The following is a 24,699-nucleotide window of genomic DNA, read 5'->3' on the forward strand; positions in this document are numbered from 1 at the left end:
CCTCGTCTCCTCTCGTGCTTAGTTATAGGTCACCCACTACAGTTGACATAGAGCCTAAATCAATTGAAACAATACCTTAACTATCATAGCCTTGGCTACATTTTTAAAAGTTGTTTTAGCTATTTTGAGGATCTTGACCCTGATGTCTTCGAGTCGACCATAGTATACTACCATCTATTCATCTGATAAGAGGGATTTTATCATCCAGATATTTTCATAGCTGGGTGGCCGGCAGCGTTAGAAAGTGGTTGTTGCAGTGATGTGAAACCATAGTGCTGATAGATGGCCACAGTCGTAGCCAGTTCAGTAGAGGTTTCTAGATAAAGCTGTTCATAACCAGCTAGATGGGCTTCCTGGAATATCCGCTTTATCAACCTACTGGAATAACCTTTGCCACGACTGTTTTTAGTGACATACAGTTTTTGTAATTCAGCAATCTTATCAGACACAGGTGCAAAGCCACCACAGCCAACCAGCTGACCTTCATCTTCCAGAATAAAGTAAGCTGCTCTCTCTTGCTGTTGATAGTAGTCGGCCAAATGATCTAGATGAGAATCAAAGAAGACAGTTCCAGGTTTGTCAAGCCCGAATTCTTCAAGACTAGCTCGAATGAGCTGCGCTACAGCTGGATTATCTCTTACTTCCATTGGCCGTAAGTTCATCATTTGTCCTCCGATAGGAAGTATCGACTAATTAAACAATACCTTGTGCAATCATAGCGTTTGCTACGTTTTCGAAGGCAGCGATATTTGCTCCTGCAAGGTAGTCAGTACCAAGACCGTATGTTTCAGCAGTTGTTTTAGCTGTATTGAAGATGTTTGTCATGATGTCTTTGAGGCGTCCATCAACTTCTTCACGGGTCCATGAAAGGCGAAGGCTGTTTTGGCTCATTTCAAGCGCTGAAACAGCTACACCACCAGCATTGGCGGCTTTGGCAGGTCCGTAAAGGATTCCGTTTTCTTTGTAGACTTTAATCGCATCAAGGTCACTCGGCATGTTAGCACCTTCTGATACGCAGATAACTCCTTGAGCAACCAAACGTTTAGCAGCTTCGCCGTTGATTTCGTTTTGAGTCGCACATGGAAGAGCGATGTCGTAGTTTCCAGCGTAAGTCCATACAGAACCTTCATGGTAAGTAGCAGTTGCTTTCTCAGCTGCATATTCAGTCAAACGAGCACGGCGTTTTTCTTTAACATCTGTAAGAAGGTCGAAGTCAATACCATTTTCGTCGATGACATAACCGTTTGAGTCAGATACAGAGATAACAGTAGCGCCGAGTTCAGTCGCTTTTTGAAGAGCGTATTGAGCTACGTTACCAGAACCTGAAATGACCACTTTCTTACCAGCAAAACTGTTACCGTTAGCTTTGAGCATTTCTTCAGTGTAGTAAACCAAACCATAACCAGTTGCTTCTGGACGAATCAAGCTACCACCAAATCCAAGAGGTTTACCAGTCAAGACACCCGCATCAAATTGGTTAAGACGTTTGTATTGTCCGTAAAGGTAACCAATTTCACGTCCACCAACACCGATATCACCAGCAGGTACGTCAAGTGATGGTCCGATGTATTTTTGCAATTCAGTCATGAAGCTTTGGCAGAAGCGCATCACTTCAGCGTCAGTCTTTCCTTTAGGATCGAAGTCTGATCCCCCTTTACCTCCACCGATTGGAAGTCCAGTCAAGACGTTTTTAAAGATTTGTTCGAAGCCGAGGAATTTCAAGATCCCTTGGTTTACAGTTGGGTGGAAACGAAGTCCGCCTTTATATGGTCCAACAGCTGAGTTGAATTGAACACGGTAACCACGGTTCACTTGGACTTTTCCATCACGGTCCACCCAAGGAACACGGAAAGAAATTACGCGCTCAGGCTCAGTGATACGTGCCAAGATGTTTTCTTCGATATACTCGGGATGTTTTTCAAATACAGGTTCCAAAGTGCTGAAGAATTCTTCAACCGCCTGGAGAAATTCAGCCTCATGCCCGTTACGAGCTTTCACAGTTGCAAACACGCTTTGGATATAGTCTTTAGCAGATGTCATATCGTTCTCCTTTTGTTGTTATATTTTATTACATGAGCCATTATAGCAGATTTTTTTTTGAGTGTAAAGAAAAAAACAGAAATTTTCTAAAAATTCTTTCAATTTACAAAACCGAACGTTTTATATAGAAATTAGTTTCTCAAAGAGAAAATCTTAAAGTATGGTATAATATTAGAAATAAAAGGAATCTGGAGGATCAGAATCATGGTATCAACGAAAACACAAATAGCTGGCTTTGAGTTTGACAATTGCTTGATGAATGCAGCGGGTGTGGCTTGTATGACGATAGAAGAGCTAGAAGGGGTCAAAAACTCAGCAGCGGGTACTTTTGTCACGAAGACAGCGACCTTGGACTTTCGTCAGGGCAATCCTGAGCCACGTTATCAGGATGTTCCACTTGGTTCTATCAACTCTATGGGCTTGCCAAATAACGGCTTAGACTACTATCTGGACTATCTTTTGGACTTGCAGGAAAAAGAGCCAAACCGAACTTTCTTTCTATCTTTAGTTGGCATGTCTCCAGAAGAAACACATACCATCTTGAAAAAAGTTCAAGAGAGTGAATTCAAAGGACTGACAGAGCTTAATCTCTCTTGTCCAAATGTTCCAGGAAAACCTCAGATTGCTTATGATTTTGAGACAACAGACCGTATCTTGGCAGAAGTATTTGCCTACTTTACCAAACCTCTTGGGATTAAATTGCCACCATATTTTGATATTGTTCACTTTGACCAAGCGGCTGCTATTTTTAACAAGTATCCACTCAAGTTTGTTAACTGTGTTAACTCTATCGGAAACGGCCTTTATATAGAAGACGAGTCGGTCGTGATTCGTCCTAAAAATGGTTTTGGTGGCATTGGTGGAGAGTATATCAAACCGACTGCTCTTGCTAATGTGCACGCCTTTTATCAACGTTTAAATCCCCAAATCCAAATCATCGGAACGGGTGGCGTTTTAACGGGGCGTGATGCCTTTGAACATATCCTCTGCGGTGCGAGTATGGTGCAGGTTGGAACGACGCTCCATAAAGAAGACGTGGGTGCTTTTGAACGTATTACCAATGAACTAAAAGAAATCATGGCAGAAAAAGGTTATGAGAACCTAGAAGATTTCCGTGGGAAATTGCGCTATATTGATTAAGTTTAATAAAAAATCAGAAGAAAGGAGAGAAGATGCTAGCCATTGAAGACAGTCAGAAGTTGACTTTATCAAATCTATCTAGCTTGAACCTATTTACTGGGACAGACCAGGGTCAGTTTGAAGTTATGAAGAGTCAAGTGTTGAAACAGATTGGTTATGATCCAGCTGATCTCAACTTTGCTTACTTTGATATGAAAGAAGTAGCTTATAAAGACTTAGAGTTGGAGTTGGTCAGTCACCCTTTCTTTGCGGATGAGAAAATCGTGATATTAGACCATTTTGTCGATATCACAACAGCCAAGAAACGATTTTTATCAGATGATGAGCTCAAGTTGTTTGAGGCATACCTTGATAACCCTTCGCCAACAACCAAGTTATTGATATTTGCAGAAGGAAAGTTGGATAGCAAAAAACGGTTGGTCAAATTGCTCAAACGAGATGCGACTGTATTTGATGCTATTGAACCCAAGGAACAAGAACTCCGCCAGTATTTCCAAAAATGGAGTCAGACACAAGGTCTGCAGTTTGTGGGGCAATCCTTTGAAAATCTACTTCTCAAATCTGGTTTTCAATTTAGTGAAATCCAGAAAAACCTCCTTTTTTTACAGTCTTATAAATCAGACGGCGTGATTGAGGAGAAGGACATTGTCGAGGCTATTCCAAAGACTCTGCAGGACAATATTTTTGATTTGACTCAGCTTATCTTGGGCAAAAAGATCGATCAAGCCCGTGACTTGGTCAGAGATTTGACCTTGCAAGGGGAGGATGAGATCAAGCTCATAGCTGTCATGTTAGGACAGTTTCGTACCTTTACCCAAGTGAAGATTTTATCAGAGACTGGTCAGACGGAATCGCAGATTGCAAGTAGTTTAGGTAGTTATCTAGGACGCACTCCAAATCCTTATCAAATCAAGTTTGCACTGAGAGATTCGAGAGGGATTTCCTTGGCCTTTCTCAAACGAGCGATTTCTTATTTGATTGAAACAGACTACCAGATTAAGACAGGTGTCTATGAAAAAGGGTACCTGTTTGAAAAGGCACTTTTGCAGATCGCGGCAGAGGCAAATTGAGCAAAAAACTTGAAAAAAGAGGATGATTGCGTTATCATTTTCATATAGAAAGAAAAAGAGGTATTACAGATGGCTATTATCTTACCAGACCTTCCATACGCATACGACGCTTTGGAACCATATATCGATGCAGAAACAATGCACTTGCACCATGACAAACACCACCAAACTTATGTCAACAATGCAAATGCAGCTCTTGAAAAACACCCTGAAATTGGTGAAGACCTTGAAGCTTTGCTTGCTGATGTAGACTCTATCCCAGCTGATATCCGTCAAGCACTTATCAATAATGGTGGTGGACACTTGAACCATGCTCTTTTCTGGGAATTGATGACTCCTGAAAAAACTGCTCCATCAGCAGAACTTGCAGCAGCAATCGATGCAACATTTGGTTCATTTGAAGAGTTCCAAGCAGCCTTTACAGCAGCAGCTACAACTCGCTTCGGTTCTGGATGGGCTTGGTTGGTTGTCAACAAAGAAGGAAAACTTGAAGTAACTTCAACAGCAAACCAAGACACACCAATCTCAGAAAGTAAAAAACCAATCTTGGGCTTGGACGTTTGGGAACATGCTTACTACGTGAAATACCGCAACGTGCGTCCTGACTACATCAAAGCTTTCTTCTCAGTGATTAACTGGAACAAAGTAGACGAGCTCTACGCAGCAGCAAAATAATGAATAGGAAGGGAAGAGTCATTCTTCTCTTTTTGCTTTATAAGACAGGAGTCTGACAAAATCGTCAGACTTTTTTCATTTTTATGAGAAACGTGCTAACTGCTAGAAATTATGGTAAAATAGAGTGTTAAGTAATCGTGGAAAAGGAAGACTATGCGTAAAGAAATTGCACCTGAATTATACAACTATAACAAGTTTCCTGGCCCAGAATTTCATGTGAATGGGGATAAGGTTGAGACTGAAGGGATTGCTTTTACCTTGGTTGAAAATATCAAGGATGCCTTCGATGTGACCGTCTTTAATCAACGCTTCTCAGAAGTGTTAACCAAGTTTGATTATGTCGTGGGGGACTGGAGCAATGAACAGCTCCGCCTACGTGGCTTTTATAAAGACGACCGAACAGAGGAAAAAAATGAAAAGATTAGCCGGTTGCAGGACTATCTTTTAGAGTACTGTAGTTATGGTTGTGCCTATTTTGTCCTAGAAAATCAAGCACCGAAACGGGCTTCATTTGACAAGAAAATGCGTAAAAAAGAGGAGGAAAACCTTCCTAGAAGACGGAAGAAATCTTCGCAAAACAAGAGAAAACCAAATGCGGATAAGCGAAATAGACGTCGTCATAAGGATCAAAAGTCTCAGAAAGAGGACAAGGGACAGCGCCATTTTGTCATTCGTCAGAAATAGATAGAGAATAAGGATAAGAGATGAAACCGTCTATTTATAGTTTAACACGTCAAACCATGCAAGAATGGGTATTAGAACAGGGAGAAAAGAAATTCCGAGCAGATCAAATCTGGGAATGGCTCTACCGTAAACGTGTCCAGTCATTTGAAGAAATGACCAACCTTTCCAAGGATTTGATTGCCAAGCTCAATGACCAGTTTGTGGTCAATCCATTGAAACAACGGATTGTACAAGAGTCAGCTGACGGTACCGTTAAGTATCTTTTCGAGTTGCCAGATGGCATGTTGATTGAGACAGTACTCATGCGTCAACACTATGGTTTGTCAGTCTGTGTGACCACTCAGGTTGGCTGTAATATTGGTTGTACCTTCTGTGCATCAGGCTTGATCAAGAAGCAACGTGACCTCAATAACGGGGAAATCGTAGCACAGATCATGCTGGTTCAGAAATGCTTTGACGAACGTGGTCAGGATGAACGTGTCAGCCATATCGTTGTTATGGGAATTGGTGAACCATTTGATAATTACAACAATGTTTTGAATTTTGTCCGTACCATCAATGATGACAAGGGGATGGCAATCGGTGCTCGTCACATCACGGTTTCAACCTCAGGTTTGGCCCATAAAATTCGTGACTTTGCTAATGAAGGCGTACAGGTCAATCTGGCTGTTTCCCTTCATGCACCAAACAATGAATTGCGTTCAAGCATCATGAAAATTAACCGTGCCTTTCCGATTGAAAAGCTTTTCGCAGCTATTGAGTACTATATCGAAACAACCAATCGCCGTGTGACCTTTGAATATATCATGCTCAATGAAGTCAACGATGGCGTTGAACAAGCCTTGGAATTGGCTGAATTGCTCAAAAACATCAAGAAATTGTCATATGTAAACTTGATTCCTTATAACCCAGTTAGTGAACATGACCAATATAGCCGTAGTCCTAAAGAGCGCGTGATAGCCTTCTACGATACCCTCAAGAAAAAAGGGGTCAACTGTGTTGTCCGTCAAGAGCATGGTACAGATATTGATGCAGCTTGTGGACAATTGCGCTCCAATACAATGAAACGCGACCGCCAGAAGGCAGTCGCAGCGGTAAATCCATAAAATGACTAAAAAAAGAGAATTAATCTTAAGATTGGGAGTGGCTGTTTACAGCCTTTGCATTGTCTGTTTTTGCTTCACTCCCCAGCCTCAACTTCCTACAGGAGTGGAAACTCCAGGTATTCAAACTTTTGGACGCCTGGTTTTTCTTTTAACTCCCTTAAACTCACTTTGGAATCTGGGTGAAGTGACTAGTTTGGGACAAGTACTTTGGATCTTTTTGCAGAACATTTTAAATATCTTCTTGCTTTTCCCTCTGGTCTTTCAACTGATCTATCTCTGTCCAAATTTACGACAAACGAAAAAAATCATCCTTCTCAGTTTTCTACTGAGTCTAGGAATTGAGTGCACGCAACTAGTTTTAGATTTTTTATTCGACTTTAATCGGGTCTTTGAGATTGATGATTTGTGGACCAATACCCTGGGAGGCTATCTGGCTTGGGTCCTCTATAAAGGACTGCATAAAAACAAGATAAGGAATTAAAATGAGTATCTTAGAAGTAAAGAATTTAAGTCATGGTTTTGGTGATCGTGCAATTTTTGAAGATGTGTCTTTCCGTCTCCTCAAGGGAGAGCATATCGGCTTAGTCGGTGCCAATGGTGAAGGAAAATCAACCTTTATGAGCATCGTGACAGGTAAGATGTTGCCAGATGAAGGGAAGGTAGAGTGGTCTAAATATGTGACGGCAGGCTACCTAGATCAGCATGCGGTGCTCAAAGAAGGCCAAACTGTTCGTGACGTTCTTCGTACGGCATTTGACGAATTATTCAAAGCAGAAGCACGTATCAATGATCTTTACATGGACATGGCAGAAGAGGGTGCTGATATTGAGGCCCTGATGGAGGAAGTTGGAGAGCTTCAGGACCGTTTGGAAAGCCGAGATTTCTATACCTTGGATGCTAAGATTGATGAGGTGGCGCGTGCCCTTGGTGTCATGGATTTTGGGATGGACACGGATGTCACAGCCTTGTCTGGTGGGCAAAGAACAAAGGTGCTTTTAGCCAAATTGCTTCTTGAAAAACCAGATATCTTGCTTTTGGACGAGCCTACTAACTACCTCGATGTCGAACACATTGACTGGCTCAAGCGTTATCTCCAAAACTATGAGAATGCCTTTGTCCTTATTTCTCACGATATTCCTTTCCTCAATGACGTAATCAATATCGTTTACCATGTGGAAAATCAACAGTTGACGCGTTACTCTGGTGACTACTACCAGTTCCAAGAAGTCTATGCCATGAAGAAATCTCAGCTAGAGGCGGCTTACGAACGTCAGCAGAAAGAGATTGCGGACCTCAAGGACTTTGTCGCTCGAAACAAAGCGCGTGTCGCAACGCGTAATATGGCCATGTCCCGTCAAAAGAAATTGGATAAGATGGATATCATTGAACTGCAAAGTGAGAAGCCAAAGCCGTCCTTTGATTTCAAACCAGCTCGTACGCCAGGGCGCTTTATCTTCCAAGCCAAGGACTTGCAGATTGGTTATGACCGTCCACTTACCAAACCATTAAACCTCACCTTTGAACGCAATCAAAAGGTTGCTATTATCGGGGCAAATGGTATCGGGAAAACAACCCTGTTGAAGTCTCTCTTGGGCATTATTCCGCCAATCGCTGGGGAAGTTGAACGTGGCGACTACCTAGAACTTGGCTACTTTGAGCAAGAAGTAGAAGGTGGCAATCGTCAAACCCCTCTTGAAGCTGTCTGGAATGCCTTTCCTGCACTCAATCAGGCAGAAGTTCGTGCGGCCCTTGCCCGCTGTGGTTTGACGACCAAGCACATTGAAAGTCAGATTCAGGTCTTGTCAGGCGGGGAACAAGCCAAGGTGCGTTTCTGTCTCTTGATGAACCGTGAAAACAACGTCTTAGTGCTGGACGAGCCGACCAACCACTTGGATGTATATGCCAAGGATGAACTCAAACGGGCGCTTAAAGAATACAAAGGAAGCATTCTAATGGTTTGCCACGAACCAGACTTTTATGAAGGCTGGATGGACCAAATCTGGGACTTTAACAAGCTAACTTAAAAGCAGTAAAAAAGCCAAGTCGAAATGACTTGGCTTTTTTGACTAGTAATTTAAATAGTTTTCAACTTCAGATTTCTCAATTTCTTTACCGTAGTGGCAAATCGGACAAGAAACGAAGTAACTTTTACCATAAGGAAAAAGTGGAATCCAGTAGAGGGTAAATTTGCGTCCAGTTTCTACAATCTCCCAAGTGTCAACATTGTTACAGTGACCACATTCGATCGCTGTTTGCGTATGTCCCAAATCTTTCTGATAACCTTTAGAACCCCAAAATAAAATCATGTCATCGTCTCCTTATCTGTTGATGGCTTATTTTTTGCTGAAGTCGTAGTCTTTCACCACTTCGATACTATCAATGGTGATAGCAGACGTTGGTTTATCTTTTTCATCTTTTTCAGTCTTGGCAATCTTGTCAACAACATCCATGCCATCGATGACTTGACCAAAGACAGGGTGTTTGCCGTCTAGACTTGGATTTCCACCTTCTTTATAGGCTTCGATGATTTTCTTTGGATACTTGCTGGTAGGAAGTTTAGCAGAAATATCTGTTGAATTTTGATTGATGAAGAACTGGCTACCGTTGGTATTTGGTTGACCAGTATTAGCCATAGCAAGGGCTCCTCGGATATTGTATAGGTAAGGAGAGATTTCATTTTTGAAACCAGTTCCCTTGTCCTTTGTTTTATCCTTATCATGCCAGATAGATTGGCCACCTGTACCATCTCCCTTAGGATCTCCAGTTTGGACCATAAAGCCATCAATAACACGGTGGAAGGTGATGCCGTTATAATAGCCTTCCTTAGCGTGAGTAAGGAAGTTTTCAACTGCTAGTGGTGCTAGTTTTGGAAAGAGCTTGATACGGATATCGCCTTGATTTGTGTGTAAAATAACCTCAGCTTCATCTTCAGCAACTTCCTTAGAAAGTTGAGGGAAGTTGGCATTTTCATTGGTCAATGCGTCATTCAAATCTTTGGCAGCCTGAGCAGCTGCTTTTGAGCTTTCTTCAGCTGAGATGCTAGAGTCGACATACTCATCACCACGGAGACCACGTTGGATACTAGTACATCCAGCAAGGGCTACAGTTGATAGTAAAAGAAGGGTTGCTAGTTTTTTCATTGTTAACCTCTCAAAAATTCATTTCTACCATTGTACCTTAAAAGGAGTTTGATTTCAAATGTGAAAGATTTTACTAAAAATTTCTAGTAGTTAAAAAAATTAAAACTCTGTCAAGTTTTTTTCTTGACACCTGTCAGAAATCTGCTATAATAGAACATGTGCTAATAGCTCAGCTATTTCACCGAAATAAAAAAATAAGAAAAGAGATATTAAAAAATGGCAGTTAAAATCCGTTTGACTCGTATGGGTTCTAAGAAAAAACCTTTCTACCGTATCAACGTAGCAGACTCACGTTCACCACGTGACGGACGTTTCATCGAAACAGTTGGTACTTACAACCCACTTGTTGCTGAAAACCAAGTAACTTTGAAAGAAGACCGCGTTCTTGCATGGTTGGCTGATGGAGCTCAACCTTCAGATACAGTTCGCAACATCCTTTCAAAAGAAGGCGTATTGAAAAAATTCCACGATTCTAAATTCTCAAAATAAGTTTAAAGTAGGTTGACAGATGGATACGATTGAAAATCTCATTATTGCAATTGTGAAACCTTTGATTTCACAACCTGATGCCTTAACTATCAAGATCGAAGACACGCCAGAGTTTTTGGAGTATCACTTGGATCTTGACCAAAGCGATGTCGGTCGTGTTATCGGTCGTAAGGGTCGCACTATCTCAGCGATAAGAACGATTGTCTACTCTGTCCCAACTGAAGACAAAAAAGTAAGAATCGTTATCGATGAAAAATAAAAAAGCGGGACTGAAGTCTCGCTTTTTTGTGAGGAGGAGAAGATGAAGGATTTAACCTTTAGACAATTACAAGCTTACTTACTCGAACATTACCAGCAATCTCGAACTGAGGAAGGCCTCTTTATCAAGCTAGTGGAGGAAGTCGGAGAAGTAGCTGAGGTCTTGAATGGGCGCTCTGGTCGAAAAGAGGGTGTCCAGGACTCAAATGAGGAACTAGCCAAAGAACTGGCTGATATCATTCACTACACGGTTGCAATCGCGGCTATCAACGATATTGACCTAACCAAAACTATCTTTGATAAAGATAAAAAAGCGGCCATTAAGTACCAACATGAACGAGATTTGGAAGGATTTTTGGATAACTTCCAAGAGAACTAGGAATGGTCTCTTTTCACTGATATGAAAGATTTTTCCTAGCTTACGCTTGCTTGTATAGAGAAGCAATGAAATTAGTAGATTATGCTATCAAAGTAAGGAATTCCTAAGAGGTTGACAAGCTAGAACTTGTAAGACAAGAACGAGAAAAGCAGATCAGACTGGCTGAATCCTTTTTAGCTAATGTAATAGATGAACGGTGAAAGAAGGCATAAAATACGAATCCTAGAAATAGCATCTAGGATTCTACTATGCTACAATGGAAAGGCAGTCTCAAAGAATTCTAGCCAATCAATCTTGAGAATAGCTATTTTTAAAGGGAGTAACATTCTATGAACGCAGCCTTATCCTTTTCAGCAATCATTGGATTTTCTTTTTTATTTACAAAGGTTGCTTTAGGCTATGCCAGTCCTCTCACCAGCTTAGCGCATCGCTATACAATTGCTGCTTCGGTATTGGTCATCCTTCATCCAACAAAACTTATCAATGTGAGTTTAAGTAGAAAAGATATTCTTTCTATGAGTCTTTTCTATCCACTTCTCTTTTTTATTTTCCAATCCTTTGCTTTACAGTATATATCGTCTTCTGAAGCGGGAATTTTACAGGCTCTTGTCCCGATTTTTACGCTCCTTTTGGTATCGGTTTTTCTCAAGGAGAAGACAAGTTTGCTGCAAAAGTTCTTTTTAATTTTATCCGTATCAGGAGTAGTTTTCATCTTCTTTAGCAAAGGAACAAACTTTAGCACGGAAACTGCTAGCTTGGGCTTTCTCTTGATGTTGGGATCTGTTCTTGCCAATGCAATAAACAATATCCTCAGCAAGGCTAAAGGAGGTCGCTATCGGGCCATGGATATGACAGCTGTTGTGATATTTGTTGGATTCATTACCTTTAATACGCTGAGTCTGACCTCTCACTATCTAGAGGGGAACATATTAGCTTACTTTGCGCCGTTTGGACAGCTGCCCTATCTGCTTTCCATCCTCTATTTGGGAGTTCTAGCCTCTATCGTGACTGGTAGTCTCTCTATCTATGCTATTGTTCGCCTCGGGGCATCAACCGTCAGTGTCTTTGGTAATCTTGGAACAGTTTTGACCATTCTAGCCGGAGCCCTTATACTCCACGAACCAATTTGTGGTTACCATGTGATAGGAGCTGTTCTGATTATTTCTGGAATTTTAGGCATGAATCTGATGAGAAAAAAGTAAAGATTGCTTAGCAGTCTTTTTCTTTATCTATATTGTACAGAAAATTCAAAATTTTTAATGAAACTAAGTTTGAAAAATGATGATTTTAATATAGCATGATAAAATAGATACAAAGAATGATATCAGGATAAAGAGGAGCGAGCATAAAAATGAAACCAAATGATATTGCTGAAGCTATTGCTTTTTATAACAGAGAACACGAGATGTTGAAACGTCACCTTATAGCAGTCGTAGATTGTGATTTGGTTGTTTATCATCGTCCTGGAAGCGCAAGTAAAGGACATATTATTTTTTATCATGGAGCTTGTGGACGCAGTCAGATGTGGGCCCACCAGTATGATGCTTTTGATGGATTTGACCTTTACTTTGTAAATGTTAGAGGGCGGGGTGAATCACCTATGAAAGTTGGGCTACCCGACTTAGAAGGCGCTATTCAAGATGTAGATGCCATTTTGTCCTATTTTAAGCTGGATAAGGTGATATTGGTTGGTCATTCTTGGGGAGGAAATCCACTTCAAGAGTATACCTATCGCCATCCAGAAAGAGTCCTAGCCTTGGTCATGGTAGATAGTTGGGGACAGCATCGTTACCTATCAGAGAAAGAAAGAGGTCGAATCAAATATAGTTCTCTTATGTACAATACGATTCCTTGGAAGGTGATTGCTGATAAAAACTCAAAAATGTGTACCGATAACCCTATCACAAGAGAATTGGTCAAGACGGCCATTATAGAAACTGGGCGAGATGTTTTCTTGAACCTTGGAATCACAGGTTTCTTGGCAGTCCATGAGATAGAAGGATATAAAGGAAATCCTCCCATGCTATTAGTAAGAGGAGAAAATGATTTTCCCAAACACCTAAAAATAATCTATGATGGGATCATTGATCTAAATCTCAATGCGCGTCAAGTAACGATTTCAGACAGCAAACATCAACCGATGAATGACCATCCTAAAGAGTTTAATAAGATAGTCGGTGATTTTTTTGAAGAAGTAGTAGCCTTGTGAGATAGGACCTATCCAACTTGTGAAAATCCCTAGAACGTGATAAAATAAAGGATAGAAATAGATACAGGAGACAAGATGAACTACTTTAATGTTGGGAAAATCGTTAATACGCAGGGTCTACAGGGTGAGATGCGAGTCTTGTCTGTGACGGATTTTGCTGAGGAACGGTTTAAAAAGGGAGCAGAGCTTGCTTTATTTAATGAAAAAGATCAGTTTATCCAAACAGTGACCATCGCTAGCCACCGTAAGCATAAGAATTTTGACATTATTAAATTCAAAGACATGTACCATATCAATGCGATTGAAAAGTACAAGGGTTATAGTCTCAAGGTCGCTGAGGAAGATTTGAACGATTTAGATGATGGTGAATTCTACTATCACGAGATTATCGGTTTGGATGTTTACGAGGGTGATAACTTGATAGGAACTATCAAGGAAATCCTACAACCAGGTGCCAATGATGTCTGGGTGGTAAAGCGAAAAGGTAAGCGTGATTTGCTTTTACCTTACATTCCGCCAGTAGTTCTCAATGTTGATATTCCAAACAAGCGGGTCGAAGTGGAAATCTTAGAAGGACTAGATGATGAAGATTGATATTTTAACCCTCTTTCCAGAGATGTTTTCTCCGCTGGAGCACTCGATCGTTGGGAAAGCTCGAGAAAAAGGGCTCTTGGATATCCAGTATCATAATTTCAGAGAATACTCTGAAAAGGCCCGTCATGTTGACGATGAGCCCTACGGAGGCGGTCAAGGAATGTTGCTCCGTGCCCAACCTATTTTCGATGCCTTTGATGCTATTGAAAAGAAAAATCCCCGTGTCATACTTCTTGATCCTGCTGGGAAACAGTTCGATCAAGCTTACGCTGAGGATTTGGCTCAGGAAGAGGAACTGATCTTTATCTGTGGTCACTATGAAGGGTATGATGAGCGCATCAAAACATTGGTAACCGATGAAATTTCCCTAGGAGACTATGTTTTGACTGGTGGTGAATTGGCAGCCATGACTATGATTGATGCGACCGTGCGCTTGATTCCAGAAGTGATTGGTAAGGAGTCTAGTCACCAGGATGATAGCTTCTCTTCGGGACTTCTCGAATATCCTCAGTATACTCGCCCTTATGACTATCGAGGCATGGTCGTGCCAGATGTGCTCATGAGTGGGCACCATGAAAAGATCCGCCAGTGGCGACTGTATGAGAGTCTAAAGAAAACCTACGAGCGCAGACCTGACCTGCTAAAAAACTATCAACTAACAACCGAAGAAGAAAAGATGCTGGCTGAAATCAAAGAAAACAGAGAATAAAGGAGAACCTTATGCAAGTAATCAAACGTAATGGAGAAATTGCTGAATTTGATCCAGATAAAATTTACCAAGCTGTCCTAAAAGCAGCTCAAACAGTTTATGTTTTGACTGATGACTTACGTCAAAACTTAGCTCAAGTTACTAAAAAAGTCGTTTTGGACTTGGAAGAAGCAAAAGTAGAACGTGCCACTATCAGCATGATCCAGTCAATGGTTGAGCACCGCTTACTTGGAGCTGGCTACATTACCATTGCAGAACACTATATCTCTTATCGCTTGCAACGCGATTTGGAGAGAAGTGGTTATGGCGACCATATCGCAGTTCACCTTCATTTTGAACAAATTCGTTAAGAAAAAGAGTGAGATGCAAAGAACATCTCACTCTTTCTTAAATAGGCTTTTCTGAGCTTTTTGTACAGTTGAGGGAACGAAACGAAGTCGTTTAATATCACTGATACGAATGATTCGAGTTACGTTTTTTGAAAAATTCTTGACGATAATTTGTTGGCGATTAGCATCGTGTTTAACAATATCACCCGTAAAACTTGTCTCAGCAAGTATGACATGAACAGCCGTCTTTTTCTGGATGGCTTGTTCAATCATAGCAGTGAGGGAGTTGTCCTCGATTTGAGGATGATCATCATTCCCATTGAGAAAACCATGTAGTTTATCTAGAACTGGTTTGAATGTCTGTCTCATAGAATCCTCCCTTCTTATATATCCACATTATATAAAATTTTCCTAAAAACCACAAGATTTTTACGAATAGACTATAGAAAGCATATCACATAAAGGAGTTAAAAATGGCAGAATTTACATTTGAAATCGAAGAACACTTGCTCACCTTGTCTGAAAATGACAAAGGATGGACCAAAGAACTAAATAGAGTTAGCTTTAATGGAGCACCAGCAAAATTTGATATTCGTTCTTGGAGTCCTGACCATACCAAAATGGGCAAAGGAATCACGCTTTCCAATGAAGAATTTCAGGTGATGGTCAATGCCTTTAAAGAGCAACAATAAAAAGAATCTTGAGTGCAACTCAAGATTCTTTTTTTAGGACACAATATAGTCACAGAGAGAAGTCTTAGCCAATTGAATGAAAGTCTCTCTATACTCTTCAGGGGGGATTGGATTATCTTTACGAATCCAGACTTCAATGAAAGAGATTGCCATGGTTGTAATGATATAAGCGATGTCCTCTTTATTAAAATTATATTTCAGTTGGTAATTGACATTCTTTAGTACCCACTCTGAGTAGGTTCCACGCAGAAATTCCTTCCAACAAGGGTCGACTTGTGTGGTATACAAGGTGTTAACAACTTCCCTTTTTTCGTATATGAGAGGAAGTATATGGTCTGCTAAAAAGCTGATAGGATCTCCATCATTGCTAGGGCAGTACTTATTAAAGACGTTAAAAATATTCTGATTGGTCTCTTCGTGAATGTATTCAATAATATCTTCAAAGTTGTTAAAATGCTTTTGATAAATCGCTTGTCGTGAAATACCAGCTTCAGCAGCAATTTCAGTCATTGTAAAGGAACTACGTTGAGGATTTTTCTTAGCTAGTGTGATGAGAGCTTTAATGATTAGCTCACGAGTATTCTTTGCCATAGAATTACCTTTCTGTTTATAATTATTTATAATCATTTTTGTTTTAAAAGAAATCAAAATAATCAAGTTAATATAAATAATCAATGAATATTAAATTTTCTGAATCTTTTAGGTAGCTCTATTGTATCACAAATAATTTATAAAATATAGCTCAATCAGTGAAAATGCGTTTTCTGAAAAGTATACAATTGCTAAGCATCCAAAATCAATGGAAGCTTATTTGGTTTGAATTAATTAGAATACTTTTCTGCTTTGAATATTGTGAATAGCTATAATTTGAAGAATAAAACGATTAATATTCATACTGGTATAAGAATAGTCAAGTAGCTAAATAGTGTATAGTTGATTCTTAGAATGGAAATAGTCCAGAACAATTGTTCTGGACTATTCTTTTATCTTGAAAAATATGGAAGGCTTTTCAATCGTTTGAGTAGGGGACGACTAATGAAACTAATGGCAATAATCTTACCAAGATCAGGGAGGATAAAGGGAAGGACACCGACAGCTAGTGCCTGATCAAATGGCATACCAGCTAGGAAGTGGAGGCTGAGAATGCCTCCGACAAAGACGAGGGAGTCACCCAAGAGGTTGGCTAGGAAAATGCGAATGTAGCCACTATTTTGATGGATGAAATAAGATGTAAGTCCAGCATAGACAAGGTCGAACCAAAGATAGCCTGCACTTGGACCAACTAAAACGTGAAATCCAGCTCCTCCACCTGCAAAAACAGGTAAACCAATGGCACCTAGCAGGAGATAGAGAGCTACAGATAAAACAGCTTCTCTGGGTCTAAAAACAGTAGCAATCAGACCGATCGCAAAGTTTTGCAGGGTGAAAGGTACAGGACCGATAGGGAGACTGATTTGTGCCAATACGGCAATGAGAGCAGCACCGATAGCAGGGATAGCATAGATATGAGCTTTTTTCAAGATTGTTAACCTCTTTTCAAAATTATAGTAACTATTATACTAATTTAGAAACAAAAGTCAACCAGTTTTTAAATTGAAGGTAACAATTTTGTAACAGCCGATTTTGCAAGTAAAAAGAGACCTCAAGAGGTCTCTTGCGATAATTAGCGCATGGTCACAAATTCTTCTGAAGCGGTTGGGTGGATAGCTACTGTAGCATCAAAGTCCGCCTTGGTTGCTCCCATCTTAATAGCAACAGCGAATCCTTGAATCATCTCATCCACTCCGTAACCAAGTCCGTGAAGTCCAACAACTTTTTCGTCAGCACCGGCGGTGATGAGTTTGAAGCGAGATTCTTGACGATGGTTTGTAACGGCTGAGTACATAGATGCAAAGCTTGACTTGTAGACTTTGATGTTATCTTGGCCGTATTCTTTGATAGCTTGATCCTCAGTTAAACCAACGGTTCCGATTGCTGGGTGGGAGAAGACAACAGTAGGGATAGTCGTGTAGTCCATCTTGGCATTTGTTTTCCCGTTGAAGAGGCGTTCGGATAAGGTACGTCCTGCCTTGATGGCTACCGGGGTCAGTTCCTTCTCACCAGTAACGTCTCCAAGGGCGTAGATGCCATCTACAACTGTATTTTGATACTCATCCACTTGGATAAATCCACGTTGGTTGAGTGTGACGCCAGCCTTTTCTAACTCCAGACCGTCTACATTTGGACGGCGACCGGTAGCCCAGATAACTTGGCTTGCAGTGTGACTAGAACCGTCTTCAAAATGAATGGTAATACCTTGCTCCGTTTCTTCGAGCTTGACGGGTACCTTATGTGTGTACAAAGGTAGACCTGTTTTTTCCATTTCATTGACAAGTCCTTCAACGATGTAGCTGTCAAAACTACGCAAGGGACGATCACGACGGACAAACAAATCCGTTTTTACTCCTAGCGAGTGGAGAACACCTGCTAATTCAACCGCGATATAACCAGCTCCAAGAATCGCAACGGAGTCAGGAAGTTGCTCCCAAGCAAAGACATCGTCTGAGCTACCACCGAGTTCAGCTCCAAGAATAGTTGGGATGCTTGGACGAGCGCCAGTCGCAATCACGATATGCTTGGCACGAATCAATTCACCATTGACGCTGACTGTGTGGGAATCAACGAAATGAGCACGACCTTCAATCAAATCAACCCCATTGCGCTTGAAACTTCCGTCATAAGATGAGCGAGCACGGTCGATGTAGGCTTCACGGTTTTGACGAAGTTTAGCAAAATCAAATTGAACATCTGAACTTGTAAAACCGTAGTCAGGGCCGTAGTGGTGGAAGCTTTCAGCGATTTGCGCTCCATACCACATGATTTTTTTAGGAACACAGCCGACATTGACGCAGGTTCCACCTAATTTTTTCTCTTCGATAACAGCAGCTTTAGCACCGTGTTCGCCAGCTCGGTTCATAGTGGCAATGCCGCCGCTTCCTCCACCGATAGCGATGATATCATATTCTCTCATAGAAAACTCCTTATAGCTTTGATAGTCATATTCTATCGTTTTTACTATTTGAATGCAAAAATCTGCTACGGTAAAAAAATTATAAAAACGCTTGCCAAATTCAAAAAGATATTGTATTATATATCTAGCACAATAATCCAATAAACGAATGCCGAACGAAATAATGGTCCTGAATTGTCATGGTTTCCATCTGGACTGTCATTGTTTGGGCTTGGTATTTCTGATATAATGGTTTTTGTAAGGCAAAAGAATAAAGGAGCTTAAAAATGAAAAGAAATAAGAAGGCAAAAAAATGGCAATTATACACAGCGATTGGTGTTGCCAGTGCTATTGTTATCGGTGCTGCGGGGATTTTGATTTTTAGACAACCTTCCCAGTCAGCAGTCAAGGAGGAAACCTCTCATATCGTTACTGCTAAGGAAGGTTCTGTTGCTTCATCGGTTCTCTTGTCAGGTACGGTTACAGCAAAAAATGAACAATACGTTTATTTTGATGCTAGTAAGGGAGATTTAGATGAAATTCTCGTTTCGGTTGGAGACAAGGTCGAAGAAGGGCAAGCTTTGGTCAAATACAGCAGTGCAGATGCTCAAGCTGCCTATGATGCAGCCGATCGTGCAGTTGCAAAGGCAGACCGTCATATCGAGGAGTTAAACAAAGCTCGTGAGAATGCATCAGCTGCACCAGCTTCTCCACAAGTTCCAACAGAAGCTGGACTCCCAGAACAAGCGCAAGCAGCGACTTCTTCCGTATCCTCTATCGACTCTCAAATCAGTGATGCCAAGGATAACCGTGCAGATGCTGTTGCCCAACTCAACAAGGCCCAAGCTCAGCTAGATGCTGCAACTGTCCTCAGTACACTAGAAGGGACTGTAGTTGAAGTTAATCGTAATGTTTCCAAATCGCCAACAGGTAATAGCCAAGTGGTAGTTCATGTCGTAAGTAACGAAAACTTACAGGTCAAAGGGGAGTTGTCTGAATACAATCTTGCCAACCTCTCTGTAGGGCAAGAAGTTACCTTTACTTCGAAGGTTTACCAAGATAAGAGCTGGACAGGAAAAATCAGCTATATTTCTGATTATCCTAAAAACAACGGAGAAGCAGCAAATGCAGCCCTTGGAGGAAATACTGACTCTAAGTACCCTTATACTGTTGATGTGACCAGCGATATCGGAGAGTTGAAACAAGGCTTCTCTGTCAGTGTGGAAGTCAAAAACAAGAGTAAAGCCATCCTTGTTCCTTTGACAAGTGTCGTTATCGAAAATGACAAAAACTATGTCTGGATCGTTGACGACCAGAAAAAAGCGAAGAAGGTAGAAGTTACTTTGGGGAATGCGGACGCAGACAACCAAGAAATTACTTCAGGTTTGACAGACGGTGCCAAGGTCATCAGTAATCCAACATCTTCCTTGGAAGAAGGAAAAGAGGTGAAGGCTGATGAAGAAACTAATTAGTCTCAAAAATATTTGCAGGAGTTACCGAAATGGTGACCAAGAACTGCAGGTCCTTAAAAATATCAATCTAGAAGTTCATGAAGGTGAGTTTGTTGCCATTATGGGACCTTCTGGTTCTGGTAAGTCTACGTTGATGAATACCATCGGAATGTTGGATACACCAACCAGTGGAGAGTACTACCTTGAAGGGCAAGAAGTGGCAGGCCTGGGAGAGAAACAACTGGCCAAGGTCCGCAACCAGCAAATCGGCTTTGTCTTTCAGCAGTTCTTTCTCTTGTCCAAGCTCAATGCACTTCAAAACGTCGAATTGCCCTTGATTTACGCTGGAGTTTCGACTTCAAAACGTCGGAAATTGGCTGAGGAATTTCTGGAAAAGGTTGAGCTGACGGAGCGCAGTCATCATTTGCCGTCTGAGTTATCAGGTGGTCAAAAGCAACGTGTAGCGATTGCGCGTGCCTTGGTAAATAATCCTTCTATCATCCTAGCAGACGAACCTACAGGAGCCTTGGATACCAAGACGGGAAATCAAATTATGCAGCTGTTGGTGGAGTTAAACAAGGAAGGGAAAACCATTATCATGGTCACGCACGAGCCTGAGATTTCTGCCTATGCCAAACGCCAAATTGTCATTCGTGATGGGGTCATCTCATCAGACAGTGCTCTGGTAGAAAAGGAGGAAAACTAGATGCAGAATCTGAAATTTGCCTTTTCATCGATCATGGCCCACAAGATGCGTTCCTTCCTGACCATGATTGGGATTATCATCGGAGTTTCGTCTGTCGTCGTCATCATGGCTCTGGGAGACTCCATGTCTCGTCAGGTCAATAAAAACATGACCAAATCACAGAAGGATATCCATGTCTTTTTCTCTCCTATCAAAAGCAAGGACGGCTCCTTTACGCAGAAACAATCCGCTTTGACAGTCAGTGGGAGAGAAGAGGATGTTCATGTTGAACCACCAAAACCACTGGAGTCTTGGGTCAAGGAAGCTGCCAAACTCAAAGGAGTAGACAGTTACTATGTCACCAACTCGACCAACGTCACCCTATCTTATAAGGATAAGAAGGTTGAACGAGCGACACTGACAGGCGGAAATAGCACCTACATGAACGCAGTTGAAAATGAAATCGTTGCGGGTAGAAGTCTAAGACCGCAAGACTACAAGGAATTTGCCAGTGTGATTTTGCTGGACGAAGAACTAGCCAAGAGTTTGTTTGATAATCCAGAAGCTGCGGTTAATCAAGTCATCTCTGTCAATGAATTTAGTTACCGTGTGATTGGCGTTTATACTAGCAATGAAGCCAAAACTGCGAAAGCCTTTGGGATTGGTGGTCTTCCAATTACGACCAATATCTCTCTTGCAGCCAATTTTAATACTGATGAGATCTCGAATATCGTCTTTCGTGTCAATGATACTAGTCTAACGCAGACCTTGGGACCAGAGTTGGCTCGAAAACTGACCGAGATTGCTGGTCTTCAGCAAGGAGAGTACCAAGTTGCGGACGCAACTGCCGCCTTCCAAGAAGTACAACAACTCTTTGGTTTTATGACCACCATTATCAGTGCCATCGCAGGAATCTCTCTCTTTGTCGGGGGAACTGGTGTTATGAATATCATGCTGGTTTCGGTGACAGAACGCACGCGGGAGATTGGTCTGCGGAAAGCTCTCGGAGCTACTCGGGCTAATATCTTAGTACAGTTTTTGATTGAATCCATGATTTTAACCTTGCTAGGTGGTGTCATCGGTCTTGGGATTGCTGCTGGAATGACCATGTTAGCTGGAGTATTGCTTCAAAACATGATTGCAGGTATCGAAGTTGGGGTTTCCCTCCCAATCGCTCTCTTTAGCTTGGCTGTGTCAGCCAGCGTTGGGATGATCTTCGGAGTCTTGCCGGCCAATAAAGCCTCTAAGCTCGATCCAATCGAAGCCCTTCGTTATGAATAAGATATAGAACAGAAAAAAACAAGATGGACATTTGTCTGTCTTGTTTTTGTATGGAATTTCCTATAGAAAATCACCGAAAATATGATATAATGAAGTGTTAGAAAATCAGGTTTCATTTGCCTGGAAAGGAAAAATTATGTCTGAAAAGAATTTTTATATTACAACACCGATTTACTATCCATCTGGTAAACTTCATATCGGTTCTGCCTACACAACCATCGCTTGTGATGTCCTAGCTCGCTACAAACGCCTCATGGGCTACGATGTCTTTTATCTGACAGGTCTTGATGAGCATGGTCAAAAGATTCAACAAAAAGCAGAAGAAGCTGGGATTACACCTCAAGCTTATGTTGATGGGATGGCGGTTGGCGTCAAAGAACTCTGGAAATTACTCGATATCTCATACGATAAATTCATTCGTACAACTGATGACTACCATGAAAAAGTAGTGGCTCAGGTCTTTGAACGCTTGCTTGCTCAAGATGATATCTACTTGGGTGAATACTCTGGTTGGTATTCAGTTTCAGATGAGGAATTCTTTACAGAAAGCCAGCTTGCGGAAGTTTTCCGTGATGAAGCTGGAAATGTGACGGGCGGTATCGCTCCATCAGGTCACGAAGTGGAATGGGTTTCAGAAGAGTCTTACTTCCTTCGCCTCAGCAAATACCAAGATCGTTTGGTAGAATTTTTCAAATCTCACCCTGATTTCATCACTCCAGATGGTCGTCTTAATGAAATGTTACGTAACTTCATTGAGCCAGGTTTGGAAGACTTAGCGGTTTCTCGTACAACCTTTACCTGGGGTGTGCCAGTCCCATCCAATCCAAAACATGTTGTCTACGTTTGGATTGATGCCCTTCTTAACTATGCGACTGCTCTTGGTTACGGTCAAGAGGATCATGCTAACTATGATAAATTCTGGAATGGAACAGTCTTCCACATGGTCGGAAAAGACATTCTTCGTTTCCACTCTATCTACTGGCCAATCCTTCTCATGATGTTGGATATGAAGTTGCCTGAACGTTTGATTGCCCATGGCTGGTTCGTCATGAAAGACGGCAAGATGTCTAAGTCTAAAGGGAATGTCGTTTATCCTGAAATGTTAGTAGAGCGCTATGGACTGGATCCACTTCGTTACTACCTCATGCGTAGCCTTCCAGTCGGTTCAGACGGAACCTTCACTCCAGAAGACTATGTAGGCCGTATCAACTATGAATTGGCCAATGACCTTGGAAACCTCCTCAACCGTACGGTTTCCATGATTAACAAGTATTTTGATGGGCAAATCCCTGCCTATGTAGAAGGTGTGACAGAGTTTGACAATGCTCTTGCACAAGTAGCAGAGCAATCTATCTCTGGCTACCATACACACATGGAAGCCGTTGATTACCCACGTGCTTTAGAAGCAGTCTGGGCACTTATCTCTCGTACCAACAAATACATCGATGAGACAGCTCCATGGGTCTTGGCTAAGGATGAAGCACTTCGTGACCAATTGGCAAGTGTCATGAGCCACTTGGCAGCCAGCCTTCGTGTCGTAGCTCACATGATTGAGCCATTTATGATGGAAACTAGTCGTGCTGTATTGGCACAACTTGGTCTAGCAGAAGTTTCTAGCCTAGAAAACTTGAGCTTGGCTGATTTCCCTTCAGGTGTAACAGTAGTTGCCAAAGGAACACCAATCTTCCCACGTCTCGACATGGAAGAAGAGATTGCCTATATCAAGGAACAAATGGAAGGCAACAAACCAGCCGTCGAAAAAGAATGGAATCCAGATGAAGTTGAACTCAAACTCAACAAGGATGAAATCAAGTTCGAAGACTTTGACAAGGTTGAGATCCGAGTCGCAGAAGTCAAAGAAGTGTCTAAAGTGGAAGGTTCTGATAAGTTGCTCCAATTCCGCCTCGATGCTGGTGATGGCGAAGACCGTCAAATCCTCTCAGGAATTGCCAAATACTATCCAAATGAGCAAGAATTGGTCGGCAAGAAAGTCCAAATCGTTGCCAACCTCAAACCACGCAAGATGATGAAGAAATATGTCAGCCAAGGACTGATCCTCTCAGCTGAACATGATGGCAAATTAACCCTTCTCACAGTTGATCCAGCTGTACCAAACGGAAGTGTGATTGGCTAATAGCAAAAAACCAACGTTAGATACGTTGGTTTTTCTTGTTATGCGCTAGATTTTCTAAGAACTGATCCATCTCCTTTTGCGACCTAAGGACAATTACTTTATCTGGATAGGTTTCTTGAACCCGTTGATAACGTTCTTTGGCATTCTTTGTCCGCCCATCCCAGAGAATCCATCTGATAAAATCCCAGTCAAAGCGTTCAGGACAGCCTGCTGCCATACTTTCTCTGACCTTGCCTCGGTATGTGAGATAACGCTTAAAGGCCCTCAGTAAGCAAGTCCAAGGTGAAAAATTGAGGAAGATGATTTGGTCAGCTTCTTGCATTCTTTCCTCGTAATAGCACCAAGAGTAGTTGCCATCGATAACCCAAGCTTCATGCTTTGTGAGAAAGTTTTTCATCTCGCCCAACATCCATTCGCGGTCACTGTCTTGCCAACCAGGTTGAAATTGGAGCGTATCCATATGCAGTTTGGGTATGGAGTAGTAGTTAGATAACTTTTCTGCTAGAGTTGACTTACCAGCTCCAGAATAACCGATAATTGCGATTTTCATTTTCTACCTTTTCTGATTAGAGGACAAAAAAACAGCCTCTATGAACTGCACCCCAAAAGTTAGACAGAAAAAATCTAACTTTTGGGGTGTTTTTA

At 41.5% G+C, this 24,699-nt stretch carries 28 protein-coding genes and 1 pseudogene; 20 read left to right on the forward strand and 9 right to left on the reverse strand.

The annotated features are described in order from the left end of the window. Positions 1 to 174: 174 nt before the first annotated feature. Together Q4A91_RS06610 and gdhA are read right to left on the reverse strand one after the other, a co-directional pair. Positions 175 to 662, reverse strand: a pseudogene (locus Q4A91_RS06610) (GNAT family N-acetyltransferase). A 31-nt stretch (positions 663 to 693) separates the two neighbouring features. Beyond that, positions 694 to 2,040 (reverse strand): NADP-specific glutamate dehydrogenase, encoded by a 1,347-nt coding sequence (gene gdhA, locus Q4A91_RS06615; protein WP_049505678.1) that lies wholly within the window; start codon positions 2,038 to 2,040, stop codon positions 694 to 696. A 204-nt stretch (positions 2,041 to 2,244) separates the two neighbouring features. Here gdhA and Q4A91_RS06620 point away from each other — a divergent pair, with 204 nt between their 5' ends. The 7 genes from Q4A91_RS06620 (at position 2,245) to Q4A91_RS06650 (ending at position 8,739) form a co-directional block, all read left to right on the forward strand. Next, a complete protein-coding gene (locus Q4A91_RS06620; protein ID WP_303211420.1) occupies positions 2,245 to 3,180 on the forward strand; it encodes a dihydroorotate oxidase in 936 nt (311 codons plus the stop codon). A gap of 32 nt (positions 3,181 to 3,212) precedes the next feature. Beyond that, complete coding sequence (gene holA / locus Q4A91_RS06625) at positions 3,213 to 4,250, forward strand: DNA polymerase III subunit delta (protein ID WP_303211422.1); 1,038 nt, start codon at positions 3,213 to 3,215, stop codon at positions 4,248 to 4,250. A 69-nt stretch (positions 4,251 to 4,319) separates the two neighbouring features. After that, positions 4,320 to 4,925 carry a superoxide dismutase SodA gene (gene sodA, locus Q4A91_RS06630; RefSeq protein WP_303211424.1) on the forward strand — a complete coding sequence of 202 codons (606 nt, stop codon included), beginning with the start codon at positions 4,320 to 4,322 and terminating at the stop codon, positions 4,923 to 4,925. A 153-nt stretch (positions 4,926 to 5,078) separates the two neighbouring features. Next, positions 5,079 to 5,609 carry a YutD family protein gene (locus Q4A91_RS06635; RefSeq protein WP_303211427.1) on the forward strand — a complete coding sequence of 177 codons (531 nt, stop codon included), beginning with the start codon at positions 5,079 to 5,081 and terminating at the stop codon, positions 5,607 to 5,609. 20 nt (positions 5,610 to 5,629) lie between these two features. Further along, complete coding sequence (gene rlmN, locus Q4A91_RS06640) at positions 5,630 to 6,715, forward strand: 23S rRNA (adenine(2503)-C(2))-methyltransferase RlmN (protein ID WP_303211428.1); 1,086 nt, start codon at positions 5,630 to 5,632, stop codon at positions 6,713 to 6,715. A 1-nt stretch (position 6,716) separates the two neighbouring features. Then, positions 6,717 to 7,196, forward strand: a complete 480-nt coding sequence (locus Q4A91_RS06645; protein WP_303211430.1) for a VanZ family protein — start codon at positions 6,717 to 6,719, stop codon at positions 7,194 to 7,196. Between the two features lies 1 nt (position 7,197). Further along, a complete protein-coding gene (locus tag Q4A91_RS06650; RefSeq protein WP_303211431.1) occupies positions 7,198 to 8,739 on the forward strand; it encodes an ABC-F family ATP-binding cassette domain-containing protein in 1,542 nt (513 codons plus the stop codon). 42 nt (positions 8,740 to 8,781) lie between these two features. On the opposite strand, the gene Q4A91_RS06655 is transcribed toward Q4A91_RS06650, so the two are convergent. Both Q4A91_RS06655 and Q4A91_RS06660 read right to left on the reverse strand, forming a co-directional pair. Next, complete coding sequence (locus Q4A91_RS06655) at positions 8,782 to 9,021, reverse strand: zinc-ribbon domain-containing protein (RefSeq protein WP_000600214.1); 240 nt, start codon at positions 9,019 to 9,021, stop codon at positions 8,782 to 8,784. A gap of 27 nt (positions 9,022 to 9,048) precedes the next feature. After that, positions 9,049 to 9,855 carry a peptidylprolyl isomerase gene (locus tag Q4A91_RS06660; RefSeq protein ID WP_303211433.1) on the reverse strand — a complete coding sequence of 269 codons (807 nt, stop codon included), beginning with the start codon at positions 9,853 to 9,855 and terminating at the stop codon, positions 9,049 to 9,051. A 216-nt stretch (positions 9,856 to 10,071) separates the two neighbouring features. Here Q4A91_RS06660 and rpsP point away from each other — a divergent pair, with 216 nt between their 5' ends. The 8 genes from rpsP to Q4A91_RS06700 all read left to right on the forward strand — a co-directional run bounded on the left by rpsP (position 10,072) and on the right by Q4A91_RS06700 (position 14,843). Next, entirely contained in the window at positions 10,072 to 10,344 is a 273-nt protein-coding gene (gene rpsP, locus Q4A91_RS06665; protein ID WP_000268760.1) for a 30S ribosomal protein S16, read from the forward strand. A gap of 19 nt (positions 10,345 to 10,363) precedes the next feature. Continuing rightward, positions 10,364 to 10,603, forward strand: a complete 240-nt coding sequence (kphA, locus tag Q4A91_RS06670; protein WP_000379617.1) for an RNA-binding protein KphA — start codon at positions 10,364 to 10,366, stop codon at positions 10,601 to 10,603. A gap of 42 nt (positions 10,604 to 10,645) precedes the next feature. After that, entirely contained in the window at positions 10,646 to 10,981 is a 336-nt protein-coding gene (locus Q4A91_RS06675; RefSeq protein ID WP_303211435.1) for a MazG nucleotide pyrophosphohydrolase domain-containing protein, read from the forward strand. 329 nt (positions 10,982 to 11,310) lie between these two features. Then, positions 11,311 to 12,183 (forward strand): DMT family transporter, encoded by an 873-nt coding sequence (locus Q4A91_RS06680; protein ID WP_303211436.1) that lies wholly within the window; start codon positions 11,311 to 11,313, stop codon positions 12,181 to 12,183. A gap of 149 nt (positions 12,184 to 12,332) precedes the next feature. Further along, positions 12,333 to 13,190, forward strand: a complete 858-nt coding sequence (locus Q4A91_RS06685; RefSeq protein WP_303211438.1) for an alpha/beta fold hydrolase — start codon at positions 12,333 to 12,335, stop codon at positions 13,188 to 13,190. 75 nt (positions 13,191 to 13,265) lie between these two features. Continuing rightward, entirely contained in the window at positions 13,266 to 13,784 is a 519-nt protein-coding gene (rimM, locus tag Q4A91_RS06690; protein WP_303211440.1) for a ribosome maturation factor RimM, read from the forward strand. Next, complete coding sequence (trmD, locus tag Q4A91_RS06695) at positions 13,774 to 14,493, forward strand: tRNA (guanosine(37)-N1)-methyltransferase TrmD (protein ID WP_303211457.1); 720 nt, start codon at positions 13,774 to 13,776, stop codon at positions 14,491 to 14,493. The genes rimM and trmD overlap by 11 nt, the downstream gene beginning before the upstream one ends. An 11-nt stretch (positions 14,494 to 14,504) precedes the next feature. Beyond that, a complete protein-coding gene (locus Q4A91_RS06700; protein WP_001196045.1) occupies positions 14,505 to 14,843 on the forward strand; it encodes an ATP cone domain-containing protein in 339 nt (112 codons plus the stop codon). A 27-nt stretch (positions 14,844 to 14,870) separates the two neighbouring features. Here the strand turns inward: Q4A91_RS06700 and Q4A91_RS06705 are convergent, their stop codons facing one another. Further along, on the reverse strand, positions 14,871 to 15,191 hold the full coding sequence (locus Q4A91_RS06705) for a hypothetical protein (RefSeq protein WP_303211441.1): 321 nt from the start codon (positions 15,189 to 15,191) through the stop codon (positions 14,871 to 14,873). A gap of 104 nt (positions 15,192 to 15,295) precedes the next feature. Between Q4A91_RS06705 and Q4A91_RS06710 the strand changes: the two genes are divergently transcribed. Then, entirely contained in the window at positions 15,296 to 15,514 is a 219-nt protein-coding gene (locus Q4A91_RS06710) for a YdbC family protein (RefSeq protein WP_303211443.1), read from the forward strand. A gap of 33 nt (positions 15,515 to 15,547) precedes the next feature. On the opposite strand, the gene Q4A91_RS06715 is transcribed toward Q4A91_RS06710, so the two are convergent. The 3 genes from Q4A91_RS06715 to gor all read right to left on the reverse strand — a co-directional run bounded on the left by Q4A91_RS06715 (position 15,548) and on the right by gor (position 18,524). Next, positions 15,548 to 16,105 carry a TetR/AcrR family transcriptional regulator gene (locus Q4A91_RS06715; RefSeq protein WP_303211445.1) on the reverse strand — a complete coding sequence of 186 codons (558 nt, stop codon included), beginning with the start codon at positions 16,103 to 16,105 and terminating at the stop codon, positions 15,548 to 15,550. Between the two features lie 392 nt (positions 16,106 to 16,497). Then, positions 16,498 to 17,034: a biotin transporter BioY gene (locus Q4A91_RS06720; protein ID WP_303211446.1), complete on the reverse strand. Its 537-nt coding sequence runs from the start codon at positions 17,032 to 17,034 to the stop codon at positions 16,498 to 16,500. Between the two features lie 143 nt (positions 17,035 to 17,177). Beyond that, positions 17,178 to 18,524: a glutathione-disulfide reductase gene (gor, locus tag Q4A91_RS06725; protein ID WP_303211447.1), complete on the reverse strand. Its 1,347-nt coding sequence runs from the start codon at positions 18,522 to 18,524 to the stop codon at positions 17,178 to 17,180. A gap of 266 nt (positions 18,525 to 18,790) precedes the next feature. Between gor and Q4A91_RS06730 the strand changes: the two genes are divergently transcribed. The 4 genes from Q4A91_RS06730 (at position 18,791) to metG (ending at position 24,054) form a co-directional block, all read left to right on the forward strand. Then, positions 18,791 to 19,975, forward strand: coding sequence for an efflux RND transporter periplasmic adaptor subunit (locus Q4A91_RS06730; RefSeq protein ID WP_303211449.1), 1,185 nt, complete (start codon positions 18,791 to 18,793; stop codon positions 19,973 to 19,975). Beyond that, the gene (locus tag Q4A91_RS06735; RefSeq protein ID WP_303211450.1) at positions 19,959 to 20,660 is read left to right on the forward strand and encodes an ABC transporter ATP-binding protein; all 702 of its coding nucleotides are present in this window, start codon (positions 19,959 to 19,961) and stop codon (positions 20,658 to 20,660) included. The genes Q4A91_RS06730 and Q4A91_RS06735 overlap by 17 nt, the downstream gene beginning before the upstream one ends. Further along, positions 20,661 to 21,920, forward strand: coding sequence for an ABC transporter permease (locus tag Q4A91_RS06740; protein WP_303211452.1), 1,260 nt, complete (start codon positions 20,661 to 20,663; stop codon positions 21,918 to 21,920). 136 nt (positions 21,921 to 22,056) lie between these two features. Beyond that, entirely contained in the window at positions 22,057 to 24,054 is a 1,998-nt protein-coding gene (metG, locus tag Q4A91_RS06745) for a methionine--tRNA ligase (protein WP_303211453.1), read from the forward strand. A gap of 16 nt (positions 24,055 to 24,070) precedes the next feature. On the opposite strand, the gene Q4A91_RS06750 is transcribed toward metG, so the two are convergent. Next, complete coding sequence (locus Q4A91_RS06750) at positions 24,071 to 24,604, reverse strand: DNA topology modulation protein (RefSeq protein WP_303211456.1); 534 nt, start codon at positions 24,602 to 24,604, stop codon at positions 24,071 to 24,073. Between the last annotated feature and the right edge of the window lie 95 nt (positions 24,605 to 24,699).

Source organism: Streptococcus sp., assembly GCF_030528045.1.
Taxonomy (GTDB): domain Bacteria; phylum Bacillota; class Bacilli; order Lactobacillales; family Streptococcaceae; genus Streptococcus.